The sequence below is a fragment of the Streptococcus lutetiensis genome, from assembly GCF_900475675.1.
Lineage (GTDB): Bacteria > Bacillota > Bacilli > Lactobacillales > Streptococcaceae > Streptococcus > Streptococcus lutetiensis.
Genome location: NZ_LS483403.1, coordinates 1,197,950 through 1,214,197 on the forward strand (window position 1 = coordinate 1,197,950; position 16,248 = coordinate 1,214,197).

12 protein-coding genes, 2 pseudogenes and 1 riboswitch are annotated in these 16,248 nt (G+C 39.2%); of the genes and pseudogenes, 5 read left to right on the top strand and 9 right to left on the bottom strand.

What is annotated here, in order from left to right; genetic code table 11:
• The first annotated feature begins 28 nt into the window (after positions 1–28).
• Both DQN23_RS06055 and DQN23_RS06060 read left to right on the top strand, forming a co-directional pair.
• Positions 29–970: a DHH family phosphoesterase gene (locus tag DQN23_RS06055; RefSeq protein ID WP_058814101.1), complete on the top strand. Its 942-nt coding sequence runs from the start codon at positions 29–31 to the stop codon at positions 968–970.
• Between the two features lie 158 nt (positions 971–1,128).
• A complete protein-coding gene (locus DQN23_RS06060) occupies positions 1,129–1,374 on the top strand; it encodes a type B 50S ribosomal protein L31 (RefSeq protein ID WP_020917101.1) in 246 nt (81 codons plus the stop codon).
• Between the two features lie 96 nt (positions 1,375–1,470).
• Here DQN23_RS06060 and DQN23_RS06065 read toward each other — a convergent pair whose 3' ends face one another.
• Positions 1,471–2,229, bottom strand: coding sequence for a glucosaminidase domain-containing protein (locus DQN23_RS06065; RefSeq protein ID WP_020917102.1), 759 nt, complete (start codon positions 2,227–2,229; stop codon positions 1,471–1,473).
• A gap of 154 nt (positions 2,230–2,383) precedes the next feature.
• Complete coding sequence (locus DQN23_RS06070) at positions 2,384–3,904, bottom strand: zinc ABC transporter substrate-binding protein AdcA (protein WP_111712921.1); 1,521 nt, start codon at positions 3,902–3,904, stop codon at positions 2,384–2,386.
• Between the two features lie 180 nt (positions 3,905–4,084).
• Here DQN23_RS06070 and DQN23_RS06075 point away from each other — a divergent pair.
• Positions 4,085–5,084 (top strand): annotated as a pseudogene (locus DQN23_RS06075) (IS30 family transposase).
• A 108-nt stretch (positions 5,085–5,192) separates the two neighbouring features.
• Here DQN23_RS06075 and DQN23_RS06080 read toward each other — a convergent pair.
• From DQN23_RS06080 to DQN23_RS06105, 6 genes are all read right to left on the bottom strand, one after another.
• On the bottom strand, positions 5,193–6,590 hold the full coding sequence (locus DQN23_RS06080) for a C69 family dipeptidase (RefSeq protein WP_111712922.1): 1,398 nt from the start codon (positions 6,588–6,590) through the stop codon (positions 5,193–5,195).
• Positions 6,591–6,613: 23 nt separating this feature from the next.
• Positions 6,614–7,525, bottom strand: coding sequence for a DNA-binding protein WhiA (gene whiA / locus DQN23_RS06085; RefSeq protein WP_020917156.1), 912 nt, complete (start codon positions 7,523–7,525; stop codon positions 6,614–6,616).
• Entirely contained in the window at positions 7,522–8,499 is a 978-nt protein-coding gene (locus DQN23_RS06090) for a YvcK family protein (RefSeq protein WP_111712923.1), read from the bottom strand. The genes whiA and DQN23_RS06090 overlap by 4 nt, the downstream gene beginning before the upstream one ends.
• On the bottom strand, positions 8,496–9,386 hold the full coding sequence (gene rapZ, locus DQN23_RS06095) for an RNase adapter RapZ (protein WP_058814104.1): 891 nt from the start codon (positions 9,384–9,386) through the stop codon (positions 8,496–8,498). Before rapZ ends, DQN23_RS06090 begins: the two co-directional genes overlap by 4 nt.
• Positions 9,379–10,149, bottom strand: a complete 771-nt coding sequence (locus DQN23_RS06100) for a DUF1003 domain-containing protein (protein WP_020917159.1) — start codon at positions 10,147–10,149, stop codon at positions 9,379–9,381. Before DQN23_RS06100 ends, rapZ begins: the two co-directional genes overlap by 8 nt.
• Positions 10,150–10,221: 72 nt before the next feature.
• The gene (locus tag DQN23_RS06105; RefSeq protein WP_020917160.1) at positions 10,222–10,833 is read right to left on the bottom strand and encodes a TetR/AcrR family transcriptional regulator; all 612 of its coding nucleotides are present in this window, start codon (positions 10,831–10,833) and stop codon (positions 10,222–10,224) included.
• Positions 10,834–11,129: 296 nt separating this feature from the next.
• Between DQN23_RS06105 and DQN23_RS06110 the strand changes: the two genes are divergently transcribed.
• Both DQN23_RS06110 and DQN23_RS06115 read left to right on the top strand, forming a co-directional pair.
• Positions 11,130–12,911, top strand: coding sequence for an acyl-CoA dehydratase activase (locus DQN23_RS06110; protein WP_081665484.1), 1,782 nt, complete (start codon positions 11,130–11,132; stop codon positions 12,909–12,911).
• A 48-nt stretch (positions 12,912–12,959) separates the two neighbouring features.
• Positions 12,960–15,500: pseudogene (locus DQN23_RS06115) on the top strand (acyl-CoA dehydratase activase-related protein); the annotation flags it as partial.
• 77 nt (positions 15,501–15,577) lie between these two features.
• On the opposite strand, the gene DQN23_RS06120 reads toward DQN23_RS06115, so the two are convergent.
• A complete protein-coding gene (locus tag DQN23_RS06120) occupies positions 15,578–15,955 on the bottom strand; it encodes a RidA family protein (protein ID WP_111699223.1) in 378 nt (125 codons plus the stop codon).
• A gap of 159 nt (positions 15,956–16,114) precedes the next feature.
• Positions 16,115–16,158: riboswitch (PreQ1 riboswitch) on the top strand.
• The last annotated feature ends 90 nt before the right edge of the window (positions 16,159–16,248 follow it).

Here is a 16,248-nt window from a genome sequence, read left to right on the forward strand (position 1 = left end):
AATCTCTAGCTTACAAAGGAATTTAGATATGAATACATTTGAAGAAATTTTCGAAAAGATAAAAGCTTACGATACCATTATCATTCACCGTCATCAACGTCCTGATCCTGATGCACTAGGTAGCCAAGCTGGTTTGCGTGAACTCATCAAGCACAATTTTCCAACTAAAAAAGTTTTAGCAACTGGTTTTGATGAGCCAACTCTTGCATGGATTACAACAATGGATGAAGTCTCTGACAGCGACTATGATGGGGCTTTGGTCATTGTCACTGACACAGCAAACACTCCACGTATCGACGATGAGCGCTACACAAAAGGCGATTGCCTCATTAAGATTGACCACCACCCTAACGAAGATGTTTATGGTGACCTCTTGTATGTCAATACTAACGCCTCAAGTGCCAGCGAAATCATCTCTGACTTTGCTTTCTCTACTGGCTTAGCCCTTTCTAGCGAATCTGCCCGCTTGCTTTACTCAGGTATTGTCGGAGACACCGGACGTTTCTTATACCCAGCTACAAGCAGCAAAACATTCATGATTGCAAGTAAACTTCGTGAATATGACTTTGATTTTTCAAGTCTAGCTCGCCAAATGGACTCTATTTCATTTAAAATTGCGAAACTTCAAGGCTTTGTCTATGATAACTTAGAAGTTGATGATAATGGGGCTGCGCGTGTGGTGTTGACGCAAGAAACTATGAAAAAATACAATGTCACTGAAGCTGAAACTTCTGCTATTGTTGGAGCTCCAGGTCGTATCGATTGTGTTCAATCTTGGGCAATTTTCGTTGAACAAGCTGACGGTAACTACCGTGTTCGCTTGCGTAGTAAAACACAAGTCATCAACGAGATTGCTAAACGTCACAACGGAGGAGGTCACCCACTTGCCAGCGGAGCCAATTCTTACAGCCTTGAAGAAAACGAGCAAATCTATCAAGAAATCAAAGATTTACTAGCCTCAAAAAACTAAGCTCAGGCCTGCTGTAGAGCGTTTTTTAACAATTATATTTCAATTCAATTATTTTGCACAAAAGTCTTGTCAAATATCGCATTATTTGATAAACTATAGAAGTTAAAATAACTATGGTGCATAAGAAATCATCATGGCAGAAAGGAAATCTTTTAACAATGAAACAAAATATCCACCCAGAATACCGTCCAGTAGTATTCATGGACACAACTACTGGTTACAAATTCCTTAGCGGTTCTACAAAAGCTTCTAACGAAACTGTAGAATTTGAAGGCGCTACTTACCCACTTGTACGTGTGGAAATCTCATCAGATTCTCACCCATTCTACACTGGTCGCCAAAAATTCACTCAAGCAGATGGTCGTGTGGATCGCTTCAACAAAAAATACGGTTTCACAAAATAAGAAATCGCATTTACTACAAGAAGTCATTTCGAGCAATCGAGATGGCTTTTTTGTTTTTCCGTAAATAGGGCAACAAAAAAAGAGCTTACGCTCTTTTTATCTAATATAAGCTAACCAAGCTTCGTCTTCTGCTAGAATGTCTGAACTAGTGTATGAACCGCGGTGTTTGTTCCAAACGTAGTTCGGATTAACGGTTTTAGTAGGTTGATTATTTTGTTGAGTTTGGTTATCTTGTTCGGTAGTTTCTTGAACTTCATCGGTTACCAACGGCTCATCATAGCTTGTTAAACCATACTGCTCAATTAAGGCATTTAACTTATCTGCGTAAGCAGTATCTGTGGCATAACGACCAGTTAGAGCTGCTGTAGCATCTTGATAAGAAGAGGTATTTGACTTCCAAGTATCCGCATAAAGATTCCAACTTAGTAAATTAGCATAGTCATTAAGTGAGTCTGCTAAGCTGTTGTATGAACGAAAGGCTTGGTCAATCTCATAAGTGTTTCCACTACCATCGTCTTCCCAAGTCTGCATGACGACTGAATTACCATTATAAGCCCCTTTTATCCCAAAGAAATTATAATAAGGTTCTTGGCTAAGTGCTGATTGGCCACTACTTGATTCTAAAACAGCTTGAGCAATCATCACTGAAGCATAAAGATTTCTTTCTTGACCAATCTGTCGAGCTGTCTCACCGATACTTGTAATAAAATCAGCTGTCGCTGTTGGGGAAACTTGTCCTGATTCAGCAATAACAGCGTGAGCTGCATGTCTGAAAGTGAGGTTAATTCCCAATGTTATACAAGTAACTAAGGTCGAACAAGCTAAAAAGAATTTTGTCACTTGCTTGTCTTTCACGTGGCCTCCTAAAATGTAAGTGCTATCTTAACCCATTATAGCAAAGTTTTCATAAGCTGGCAACGCGATGTCCTGCTCTCAAAAATCAACTTTTTCTACCACTTCTCTAAAAAAAGAAAAGGCTTGAATCACTTGATTCAAGCCTTTTCTTTTTTTAGTGAGCAACAAGGTGTTGGGCAATTTCTTGACCAGATTCTTTAGCTGGGAAGTAAGTTGGCCAGTGTTCCATTTCTTTTAGAATTTCATCTTGGCTACTGTTACCCCAGAAAAGATGGAAGTGTTCAACATCTGTTGATGTGATATTGTGGTCGCTAAATTGAATGTATTTGAATTCGCCAGCGTCTTTGTCATCTGTTTCAAAAAGATAACGAACACCACGGTTACCTTTTTCGTATTTCAAAATTTTGTAACCAACGTATTTGTAAGTGTAGGTATGTTTTTCACCATTTTGAACAAAAGTAACTTTATTTTTCTTACCATCAATGATGATTTGTTCAACATCAGTTTGGTAGCCTTTTGTGTAATAGTCTTTAACTTCTTGAGCAGTTTGTTCACCTTTTGAAGCTTTGGCTTTATAAGCCCAGACAGGATCAAGTGTACCATCAAGAAGGTATGGGTAAGCAGATTGCCATTTTCCTGTCCAGTCACTTAATTTACGATCAGTAACGTCTTTATCTTTGAAATAGCCGTGCTGAACAGTTTTGGTATCATCTGTTTCAGCTTTGATTTCTTTACCTTTAACGTCAGTTGTCAATTTCAAAGCTTTCAGATTTTCTTTCATGACTGAGAAGTAATCTTCGCCAGCTTTGATTTGTTTGTTAGTTAAGCTTTCTAGCGGATTTAAAACTTTTGTTTTTACACCAGCTTCATCTGCTAACGTTGCGGCAACTTTACTTGACGCATTTTCTTCAAAGTAAATGTATTTGATATCGTATTTTTTAACGTATTTTGTAAGGCTTGCAATACGTTTTGCTGATGGTTCTACTTCTGGGGAAATTCCAGCAATTGAGATTTGGTTCAAACCATAATCAAGTGCTAAATAACCAAAAGCAGCATGCTGAGTGACGAAGCTTTTTTGTTTAGCATTCGAAAGTCCATCTGTGTAGGCTTTATCTAAGTCATTGAGTTTTTCAATGTAAGCTGCGCTATTAGCTTTAAAAGTGTCAGCTTTATCAGGGTATTTAGCAACAAAAGCATCTCGGATATTTTCAACCAAGGTAACTGCGCGTTTTGGTGACAACCAAACGTGTGGATCATATTCATGACTATGTCCTTCATGCTCGTCATGGTCTTCACCTTCTTCTTCAGCTGTACCAGCCATGAGAAGCATATCACCGCTTGCTCGAACGATAGTTAGGTTATCAGAATTAATTGATTTTTTGACTTTTTTAACCCATGTTTCCATGCTATCATCCATGTAGACAAACATATCAGCATCTGAAATGGTAGCTACATTTTTGGTAGATGGTTCAAAATCATGTGGTTCAGTCCCTGCTTTAATCAGCATTGATACATTTGCTGTATCTCCCATAACAGCTTTGGTAAATTCATAGACAGGATAAAAAGTTGTTACAACTTTAATCTTGTCATCTGCTGCAACCTTCTTAATGTGGCTAACTTGCCAAACAAGCAAAAGCGCAAGTACATTTATCAATAAAAGAAATTTCTTCTTCATGATGGCTCCTTTTCTTAACTAGTTAATAGTTTACCAGTAAAGTATATCCAAACTTTCAACTTTTTGCAAGCTTTTTTTATAAATTTTTTCGCCCCGCGTTGTAAAATGAAGTGCAACAAAAAAAGACATGCTCGTCTGATATACTAGAATTCCCCAACTCAGTATAGAAAGCAGATGAACATGTCCACTAATCATTCTACCAAAAAATCGTTATACTCACACCTTTCAGCATCTGAACGCGGAGAAATCAGCGCCTATCTCAAGATGGGAAAGACCCCATCTGAGATTGCTCGTCTGCTTGGGTATCATCGCTCAACCATCAGTCGTGAAATCAAACGAGGAAGTGTTTCTCAGGTTCAAGACAAGAACGGGAAATGAATCTACTCAACGATTTACTTTCCAGATAGTGGTCAACGTGTTTATGAAACCAATCGTCAAAAAAGTGCCTATTATAAACTATCGTACTGCTCCCGGACCTTCTTCAAGAAACTTGAGAAAGTCCTGAAAACGAAGCCTCGTTGTCACAGTGTCGATAGCTTTGTTCAAACTTACCGAGAAAAACATCCACTGGAAGTTATCCCTTCCACCTAGACAGTGTATCGTTACATCAAAGACGGACTGTTGAGGGTTAAACCGATTGATTTACCTAAGATGGTGAGTATCCGAAAACGGTCTAAAGTAACGCCTAAGGCCACGAAGAAAATCTTAGGAAAATCCATTGAAAAACGTCCGGAGTGTATCAATGACCGTTCTGAATTTGGACATTGGGAAATTGATCTCATACTTGGCAAGAAGACCAAGGGGGAAGCGGTTGTCATGACCCTAGTAGAGCGTCAAACGCGATTTGCCATCGCTGTAAAACTGGCTAATAAACAAGCAGAAACCATCAATAGGGCTGTTAAGAGCTTACTATCACATCGGACAATGGCTCAGAGTTCAGTAGCTTGTCAGACCTAAAGGTGTGGAAGTCTATTTTTCCCATCCTTATGCTTCTCATGAAAGAGGAACAAATGAAAATTTCAATAGTCTCTTGAGAGAGTTTCTCCCAAAAGGTGTCTCTCTTAACTCACTAACGACAGAAGAACTCAATCACTACGTCTCTGCTATCAATGACAGACATAGACAAATTCACAGGTATAAAACTGCAAATATTTTGTTTGGGCTAGCCCAAACAGCTTAACCTCTGGAACTCTAGTTATCAATGAACTTGTTGCACTTGAATTGACAAGTGAGGGTAAATTTTTTCGCTGTCAAAAAAATCCTCTGAAAAATTTCAGAGGATTCATTATTAGTCGCTTACTGAGAAGCGGTTTGTCATAAGATTGCTTGCATCAAAGAGGATTTTATTCAATAGTTTTTGTGTTTCTTCTTGGATGTAATCACTCATCGCTTGGTTTTCAACATCAAAATCAACGTTTTCTCCGTTAGCTAAAGCGGCATCAACACGTTTGATACGGGCATGTCCTGCTGCCATTGTTTTTTCCACATAAGCTTCAATATCACCTTCGTGTTGGTGGAAGTGTGGGTCAGCAATCGCTGCAATCAAACGATTTACCCAATAGAATGAGTCTGTTGAGACATTTTCGCCAGTATTTGCAAAATAAGCTGGTGTAGTTGAAATTTGAGTAAAGAATGGCACCATTGTTCCAAATGGCATTGAACCGTATGCCAACCATTGGATACCTGTTGTGTCGTGTGGTTGGTCAGGTCGCAATTGAAGAATAGCTGTTTGACTTGTGCGGTTGATACCAATTGTACGGAATGCGCGTTGTGTCACAGCATTTCCTTCTGGACCATATGGGTCAAATTCAGTGTCTTGATAGTGGTTGCTCAAAACGTATTTGACATCTTCGATAGTGACTTTACGATAAGGTTTTTGAGCCCATGGAATAAAGAAACTACGTGGGTCTTGCTCGATTTCTGGATTCAAGAAACGTTGCATTGCCCAAGCACGTGGTGTATTGTAGTGGCGGTCCTTATCACGTTGGCTACCAAAAGCATAGCGTGGATTGAAGTGTTCATTTGAGTATGTCAAATCCAAGTTATTATCTTCGATGAATTCACGCAAGTCACTTGAGTACATGTAATCATCAGGATTGTTAAATTCAAAATGGTCAATACCAAGTTGGTTTGGATTTGTCACATAACAATCATCTGGCACACGACGAGCAATCCAGCGGTGTCCACCGACAGTTTCTAACCACCAAATTTCATCAACGTCTGAAATAGCCACACCATTTGATTCATATGTTCCGTATTCTTCTAGGATAGCACCGAGGCGTTCTACCCCTTCACGCGCTGTACGGACATATGGAAGCACCAATGTTAGCATATCTTCTTCACCAATACCAGATTCAACGAGCGAGTCAGCTCCCAAAACACGCGCATTTGTCGTGATAGTTTCTGTCTCACTCATGGCAACATTGGCTTCGTTGATACCAGCTTCTCCCCAGATACCATCTTTACGCAAAGCATCTGGTACTGATGTATAGCGCATTGGGTTGTCTGGCAAATCAATCTCAAATGAAGACAAGACTGATTTGTAATGACGTGGTTGGTCTTCTGGGTTAACCACGATAAATTGTTTCGGTGTGAAGTCACCACTTTGTGAATCTTCAGTTCGAGCAATGATGGTTGAACCATCATATGACGCTTTTTTACCGACTAATATAGTTGTACATGCCATAATATGCTTCTCCTTAACTTTTTCTATAATTCATTTGCAATTTTATTGATTTTACGCAATCGATGATTGACACCGCTCTTGGTCAAGGTCCCCTCCAAGTGGTCTGCGATTTGCTGAATCGAGTAATCAGGATTTTCTACACGAATCTTAGCCACTTGTTGCAATTCAATTGGTAAGGTCTCAAGTCCAACGGTATCCATGATTTTAATGATGTTATTGATGGTCTTCATGCTGGCTGTCACGGTTTTTGCAATGTTAGCTGTTTCCACATTGTTGGCACGGTTAACGTCATTGCGCGTCTCACGCATAATCTTAACTTCTTCAAAGCTTTCTTTACATTCCATCGCTCCGATGACAATCAAGAAATCCATGATATCTTCAGCCTTTTGAAGATAAGTCACTGCTCCATTTTTATGTTCGATAACCTTTGCATCAAGGATAAATTTTCGCATCAAGTTTGCTAAATCTTCGGCGTGGTCTTGATAAACGGAAAAAATTTCCAGTTGATATTTTCCTGACTCTGGGTCACGAATGGTCCCAGTCGCCAAGAAAGCACCACGCAGATAAGCACGTCCCTTATCATCATCTTCTAGGATACTTGGGGTAATTCCCATTTCAATCCCAAAGAAAGAATCAGCCAGCTGCAAGTCGTTCAAAATTTCTCTGACATTTTTAGCAACAAAAACTGTATAAATACGATTCTTACGTAAATTTGTCCTTTGATGGTATTTAATCTCAGGCTGAACCTGGTAAATCGTTTCAATCAATTCATAGATATGGCGGGCTACTTTAGCATTTTCTGTTATGATTGACAAAGTTAGTCCAGCAGCTGTTAAGCCGAGGCTTCCTGACATTTTGATAATAGCTGATAGTTCACTCTTATCAAATCGCGATAAATTCAACAATTCTTCTTTAACTTTTACTGTAAAACTCATCGCTTCTTCATCCTCACAAGGTTCATTAATTCTTCAACGACATAGTTGCCATTGTGAAAAGCTCCGCCATTTTCCAAACGAAGAAAATCAGATGAAATCACTCGTTTGACTTGCTTACGAAGCCCTACAAAATCATGCTCAACTTGAACCAAGTATTCATCAAATTTATTGTGGTCCATGTAATCTTGCGGCACTTTTTGAATATTGACGAGAACCGTATCAATAACATCTTTACCAAGATGACGATTGAGCACTTCGACGTGGTCAGCATCCGTAAAATATTCGGTTTCACCATATTGCGTCATGATGTTACAAACATAAGCAACTTCAGCTTTGGTATCAACAAGTGCCTGCTTGATTTCAGGAATAACCAAATTTGGCAAAATTGATGTAAACAAAGAACCAGGTCCAAGGACAATCATGTCACTATCCATGATTGCATCAACTACTTTGCGACTGGCAGTTGGTTCGTCGTCATTGTAAGTATTGGTCACATAAACATGGTCAATCATTCCTTGATAACCAGAGATGTGACTCTCACCAGCGACTTCATAGCCATCTTTAAAAACAGCATGCAAAGTCAATGGGTTTTCACTTGCTGGATAAATTTTCCCTGTAACGTGAAAGAATTTTGTCAAAATCTGCATGGCGCTGTAAGTAGAACCTTCCATTTCAGCGATTCCTGAAATGATAAGATTTCCAAGAGGGTGTCCAGCAAGCGGACCATCCCCTTCAGCAAAGCGATATTGAAAGACTTTTTCGTAAAACTTAGGCATATCACTCATAGCCACCAGGACATTTCTAAGGTCTCCAGGTAGTGTCAGTTGCATAACCGAACGCAAAGCTCCTGAACTACCGCCATCATCAGCGACCGTTACGATGGCTGTAATATCGACCTCTTCGTGTCTTAAACTACTTAAAATAACTGGAATCCCTGTTCCTCCACCGATAACGGTAATTTTAGGTTTTCTCATGAACGGTTCACAGTCTCCTTGCGACGATTTTTATCGCGGTGGGTTTCATTGACTACCCAGTCCGCTTCTAACTCTTCAGCTAAGCGATGAGCAAAGGCAACACTTCGGTGTTGACCTCCTGTACAACCAATAGCAATGGTCAATACAGATTTTCCTTCTTTTTTGTAGCCCGGCAAAATAGGTTTAATGAGACCAATCAAATGTTGGTAGAAATCTTCTGATTCTTCATGATTCATGACATAATCATAAACGTCTTTTTCAAGGCCAGTTTGATTACGAAGTTCTGGTTTGTAGTATGGATTTGGCAAGAAGCGTACGTCAAATACCAAGTCTGCATCGAGTGGTAAACCATATTTGAAACCAAAACTCATGACTTCAATACGAAATGAAGCTTGATTTTCATCACTTGTAAATTGTTCAGAAATTGTCTTACGCAATTGACGAGGGGTTAATTCTGTTGTATCAACCACATTTTGGCTCAAGTTTTTCAAAGGTGCAAGCAACTCACGTTCTAACTTGATTCCATCTAAAATACGTCCGTCAGCTGCCAACGGGTGACTACGACGTGTCTCTTTATAACGAGCTACCAATTCGCCATCTGTTGCATCTAAGAAAAGAATCTTGAAGTCGATTTTTGGATTTGAATCAATTTTATCTAAAACAGAAGTAATTTCGTTGAAGAAGAGACGACTACGCATGTCCACCACAAGAGCAACACGATTATTGTCACTTGTTTTTTCAACTAATTCAATAAATTTTGGCACCAAAGTTGGTGGCATGTTATCGATGGTAAAATACCCTAAATCTTCAAAGGATTGAATGGCAACTGTCTTACCAGCACCGCTCATCCCAGTTACAATAACTAAGTTAATCTCTTTATCAGACATTTTCTTCGCTCCTTCTCATTTTTTCAATTTGACCTACTAAACGCACCTGTTCTTCCTGCATACTCACTAATTGTTTTGTCAAAGAAGCTAACATTTCTGTTTGTAATTTCTGAATTTCTAGTAAATCCGACTGATCTTGCTGAACTAAGTGATCCAATTTTGTATGTAACAATCGAATACCTTCTTCTGATACCTTATTAACATTGTAATCATTCTTAGCTTGCAAGCGATCATAGTCAGAAGCACGGTTCTGGCTCATCATAATCAAAGGAGCTTGAAGCGCAGCTAGTGTTGACAAGGCAAGGTTTAACAAAATAAATGGATATTTGTCAAATACAATGCCAAAGGGCTTCAAAACATTCAAAGCCATCCAAACTCCCATAAAGCAGATGAAGGTAATAATAAAGGTCCAAGACCCACCAAAACGAGCCACATCATCCGCAATTTTTTGTCCAAAGGTGATCTTTCTGTCCAATTGGTCTTGGACATCTAAAGCTGTATAACCTTGGTGCTTAGTCGTGTCGTAAACAGCTTCACGGACGTAGTCATTTTTGCGATTAGCTTTATCGATAATCTCCTCTAAAAAAAGAAGACGGTAATAAGTCAGATTCTTATAGCTAATAAAGGCACCACTAGCAATATCAGGATGCTTCTTTTTGATAATCTCTTGTAATCTAATATCCAGAGAATCGATGATAACGCCCTCTTCAATTGGATAATCGTGATGATCAATGCTATCTTGTATTAGTTGTTTTTGACTCATAAGATCCTTCTTTCTGTCTCTTCCATTATACCAGAAATAAAACAAAAAAGCTGACTTCTCAGCTCTTTTCTACTAATCTTCTCGATCGATGATGACGCCTATAACAGTAAGGTGGCCGTTACTAACCAAGGTCAAAACCAAGCGGGCTAGTTCTTTTGCTGGTATTGAAAAATTTGACTTAATCCACCAAAGTAAAGTCCCTGTAAAAATACTCGTTAAGTAAGCCACAACAAAATCAGTCGGGACTTGCTCGCCAGATTCAGTGACATTTAGTTTCGCAAGCAAATGATCATATTTTTCATGTACCAAACTTCCAAATTCTTCTTGCATGACTTCCTGAGAAATGCTTTTTAGAACAATTTTAGCAATCGCAGCATTTTTCTCCAATCCATGATAAAACTCCGTTAAAAGTTTCTCAGCTCGCTTAACTTTTACGCGTTCACCATTTGTAATCTGTGCTGCATCAATCATGTCAGACATTTGCTCTAGAACTTGTTGCTGAATCCCTTTTTGAAGGTCATCTTTGTCCGCATAATGTGCATAAAAAGTGGCACGATTAATCATGGCTTCATCAGCAATATCTTGTACCGTAATTTTCTCATAAGGTTTCTCGCTGAGAAGTTTGGCAAAGGCATCAAAAATCAATTTTTCTGTTCTCAAATAACGAATATCAGTAAGTTTCATGAGCTATTCCTCCGAGATAAACAACAGATTGTCGGGGATGTGTTGCTTAAACAACACAAGTTAAAAAATTAGCGATTGCAATTGACAATGAGTGTTTTATAATACTATTATAACAAACACTCTGTTGAATAAGCAACATTCTGTTGTGACATTAACAGCGTGTGAGATAAGTAAGAAAGGATTGAAATAGTGTTAAAGAACAGTCGATGTAACTACATTATTCGTTGCTAGATAATGAGTCATTTTTAGGAATGATATTTATCTACTACCTTCTAACACTTTTAGGTTTTTTATTAATGTATAAAGCAGGTATAGATGTCGGATCGACCACTGTTAAAGTTGTCATTTTTGACGATAATTATCAGTTACTATTTTCAAGTTACGAGCGTCACTTTTCAGACGTCAAAACAGCAACTATCAAGGTTTTAAATGAAGCCATTTCTGAAATCGGCGATCAAACTGTCAGTATTGCCATTACTGGTTCTGGGGGTATAGGCTTATCTGATGTGGCTGAAATTCCTTTCGTCCAAGAAGTTATTGCTGCGACTACTACCGTTGAAAAATTCATTCCACAAACTGATGTGGTAATCGAGCTTGGTGGTGAAGATGCCAAAATGACTTTCTTTGGCGATACCCTTGAACAACGCATGAACGGAACATGTGCCGGCGGTACAGGAGCTTTCATCGATCAAATGGCTGGACTTTTAAAAACAGATGCCAACGGGGTCAATGAGCTTGCCAAAGGTTACGAAACCATTTACCCAATTGCCAGTCGTTGTGGGGTATTTGCTAAAACTGACGTCCAACCTTTAATTAATGAAGGGGCCAGAAAAGAAGACATTGCCGCTTCGATTTTCCAAGCTGTTGTCAATCAAACCATTGCTGGATTAGCTTCTGGGCGTAAAATAACTGGAAATATCGCCTTTCTTGGTGGACCGCTCTTTTTTATGAGTGAACTTCGTAAGCGTTTCATTGAAACCCTTGATATCAAACCAGAACATGTGATTTTCCCTGAAAATCCACAACTTTTCGTTGCCATAGGAGCTGCTCTTGATGAGAACCAAACTCAAATCAGCTTATCTGGAATCATTCATAACTTAGAAAATAATAGCTCACAATCTCTAGTTCCTAAAAATACTCTTGATGTTCTTTTCAAAGATCAAGCTGAACTGGATGCTTGGCACGCCCGTCACGATAAAGCTAGCGTTGAATACAAAGACATTACCACTGCTTCTGGGCCTCTTTTCCTTGGTATCGATGCAGGCTCAACTACTTCAAAAGTTGTCCTCACAGATCCTAAAGGAGCTATTTTATTCCAACACTACGGCAATAACCAAGGACAACCTCTTGAAAATGTCATTGCTATCCTAAAAGAACTTTACCATCAATTGCCAGAAGATGCTTTCATTGCTCGTTCTTGCGTGACTGGATATGGTGAAAATTTGATTAAAGCAGCTCTTCACGTTGATTACGGTGAGGTTGAAACCGTAGCTCACTTCAAAGCAGCTAATTACTTCAACCCAGGGGTTGACTTTATCCTTGATATTGGTGGTCAAGATATGAAAGCCATGAGTGTGCGTGATGGCGCTTTATCGAGTATCCAACTAAACGAAGCTTGCTCTTCAGGTTGCGGCTCATTTATTGAAACCTTTGCCAAATCTCTTAAATACGATGTCAAAGATTTTGCCAAAGTCGCTCTTCTTGCTAAGCACCCCGTTGACCTCGGTTCACGCTGCACAGTCTTTATGAACTCTAAGGTAAAACAAGTTCAAAAAGAAGGGGCAACTGTTGCTGATATTTCCGCAGGACTTTCATACTCTGTCATCAAAAACGCCCTTTACAAAGTTATCAAATTAAAACGCCCCGAAGATTTGGGTGAGAAAATCGTCGTTCAAGGTGGAACTTTCTACAATGAAGCCGTTCTTCGTGCCTTTGAACTCGTCAGCGAACGCGAAGTCGTTCGACCAAGCATTGCTGGACTTATGGGAGCTTATGGCTGTGCTATTATCGCTAAGGAAAAATACGAAGATGAATTAGCCAACCAAGAAGCTGCTCTTGAAGTCAGCGCGGCACAGTAAAGGAGGGATTGTATGACTGAAATATCACTTACAGCCAATCGCACAAAATCAAGTTTGATGGGACTTGAAGAACTTGATCACTTTACCACTCAAAAAGAATTTACCCGTTGCGGCATGTGTGAAAATAACTGTGCCTTAACTGTTACCATCTTTAACGACGGTTCAAAATTCGTTACTGGTAACCGCTGCGAACGCGGTGCTGAAAAAGTTACTAAAATTAAATTTGACCGTAGCAACCAAAAAGAAAATCTGGTTGATTACAAATATAAAAAAATCTTTAAATTTAAAGCACTGTCAAAACGTGACGCTGTCCACGGTATCGTTGGGGTTCCACGTGTACTTAACATGTATGAAAATTACCCACTTTGGCACACTGTTCTTACTGACTTGAAGTTCCGTGTTCAAATCTCACCAAAATCAGACAAACGATTATTTGAAAAGGGAATTGAAACTATCCCAAGTGATACCGTTTGTTACCCTGCCAAAATGGTGCACGGTCACATTCAAAGTTTAATCGAGCGCAAAGTGGATGCCATTTTCTACCCTAGTGTCATTTACGAACAAATTGAAAATAGCAAAGCGCCTAACCACTACAACTGCCCAATCGTTCAAAGTTATCCAGAAGTCATCGAAAAAAACATGGACCCTATCCGCAATGGTGAGGTCAAATACTTCCATCCATTTGTTAACTTGGCCGACCATAAATCTGTTGTCAAATCACTTGTCAAAAGCTTTGCTGATTATAATGACATTACAGAAGCTGATATTCGCGAAGCCGTTGAACATGGCTATCAAGTCTTAACTGACTTCAAGAAAGATTTACAAGATAAGGCTGATGAGCTCCTTAGTAAACTAGCTCTCAACGACGAAAAAGCAATTGTGCTTTCTGGACGCCCATATCACCTCGACCCAGAAATCAACCATGGGATTGCTAACATCATCACCCAAGAAGGTTTCCACGTTTTAACAGAAGATATGGTAGCTGGACTTGAAGAAGTTTCAGGTTTACGCGTGGTTAACCAATGGGTTTACCACTCACGTCTTTACGCTGCTGCTAAAGTCGTTTCTAAAAATCCTAACCTTGAATTAGTCCAATTAAACAGCTTTGGTTGCGGGCTTGATGCCGTCACAACTGATCAAGTTGAAGAAATCATGCGAGCTCACAACAAGCTTTACACTGTCCTAAAAATCGACGAAGGAAGCAACCTTGGTGCCATCCGTATTCGTCTTCGTTCTCTTAAAGCTGCTGTTGAAGAACGTGACAAGAAAGCTAAAAAAGCTAATCTCAATCATATTTTCAATCAAGTTCCACAATTTACCAGCAAAGCTGATGAAGAAAGCATAGAACCTATCTTCACAAAAGATATGAAGAAGAAACACACCCTTCTCATGCCAATGCTTTCACCAATTCACCAAAATGGTCTAATTGAAGAAGCCTTCAAACAAGCTGGCTATAATATTGTGATTCTCCCAGCTATGGACAGAAAAGCTGTTGATGTTGGTCTAAAATTTGTTCATAACGACGCTTGCTACCCAGCTATCATCACTATCGGCCAATTGCTCGAAGCACTTCAAAGTGGTAAGTACGACCTCGACAATACCAGCGTCATGATGACTCAAACTGGTGGAGGTTGCCGTGCAACCAACTACATTCCGCTCTTGCGAAAAGCCTTAAAAGATGCTGGCTATCCTCAAATTCCTGTGGTTTCCGTCTCCATGGGAAATCAAGGTACAGAAGAAACACCTGGTTGGAGTTTAACCTTACCATTTGTCAAACGTCTGCTTATCAGCGTACTTTACGGTGACCTTTTTGAACGAGTGCTCTACCGCGTTCGTCCTTATGAAGCCGTTCCAGGTTCTGCCAATGCCTTATACGAAAAATGGCTTGAAATCGCTCGTAAGAATGTCAAATCAGGCTCTTACTTCGAATTCAACCACAACATGAAACGAATCATTAAAGACTTTGATAATCTTGAAACCATCGACTTTGGTCAAAAACCACGTGTTGGTGTGGTTGGAGAAATCTTGGTCAAATACGCCCCTACAGCTAACAACGACATTGTTGCTATCATTGAAAATGAAGGTGGTGAAGCCGTTGTGCCAGACTTGATTGGCTTTATGAATTACTCACTCTTCAACCAAATTTGGAAAGCCGATGAGCTCAATATGAGCCAAAAATCAAAACGCCTAGCAAAACTTGGTATCGATGCCATCAATCTTCTTGAAAAACCAATAAACAAAGCTCTTGAAAAATCTGAGCGTTTCGAAGGTATCGAATCAATCTATGATATCGCTAAAGGTGCCGAAAAAGTCATTTCAATCGGTAACCACACTGGTGAAGGTTGGTTCTTGACTGGTGAAATGATTGAATTACTCAACAATGGTGTTAAAAATATCGTTTGTCTTCAACCATTTGGTTGTCTTCCAAACCACATCGTCGGAAAAGGAATGCTAAAAGAACTCCGCCGACAATTCAAAGGTGCCAATATCTCACCAATCGATTACGACCCAGGTTCATCAGAAGTTAACCAATTGAACCGTATTCGCTTGATGATGACAACCGCTAAAAAAATGCAAAAAGCAAATTAATCAATCTAACGCAATAGAAAAAAGTTCGCCGAGAGAATAGCGAACTTTTTTCGTGTCAAATAATATTAAGAGAACATCTAGTCGAGATAAGCGATGACTTCAATTTCTACCTTGACGTCTTTTGGCAAACGAGCAACTTCAACAGCAGAGCGCGCTGGAAAATCAGCTTTAAAAGCCGTAGCGTAAACTTCATTAAATGGAACAAAGTCATCCATGTCACTTAAGAAACATGTCGTTTTAACCACATGGTCAAAATCAGTACCTGCTTCTGCTAAAATCGCAGAAATATTTTTAAGAACTTGTTTGGTTTGTTCTTGAATGCTTGTCCCAATAACTTCACCAGTTTCAGGTGACAAAGGAACTTGACCTGAAGCAAAAAGGAAGTTACCAACAACTTTTCCTTGAACGTAAGGACCAATTGCTGCTGGCGCTTTGTCCGTGTGAATTGTTTTCACCATAAATTTTCACCTTCTCTCAAATAGATTAGGATTATTATAACAAAATATTCTGAAAATTGAAACATATTAATAAGTAAAAATACATTTATTTTCAAATATTTACAAAAAAGCAAATTATTTATATAATAGAAGGCGTGCATAATCAAAAGTACTACTTTTGGACTGGTTCGAAAACTCCCAGAATAAAAAACTAGCTATCTACAAATTGAGACCTGCTCTTTGTTGAGCATCTTTTTTGAGTGGCTTTGTTTTTTAGAAAACAAGGTCCTTTTTATTTTTTATAAATATTT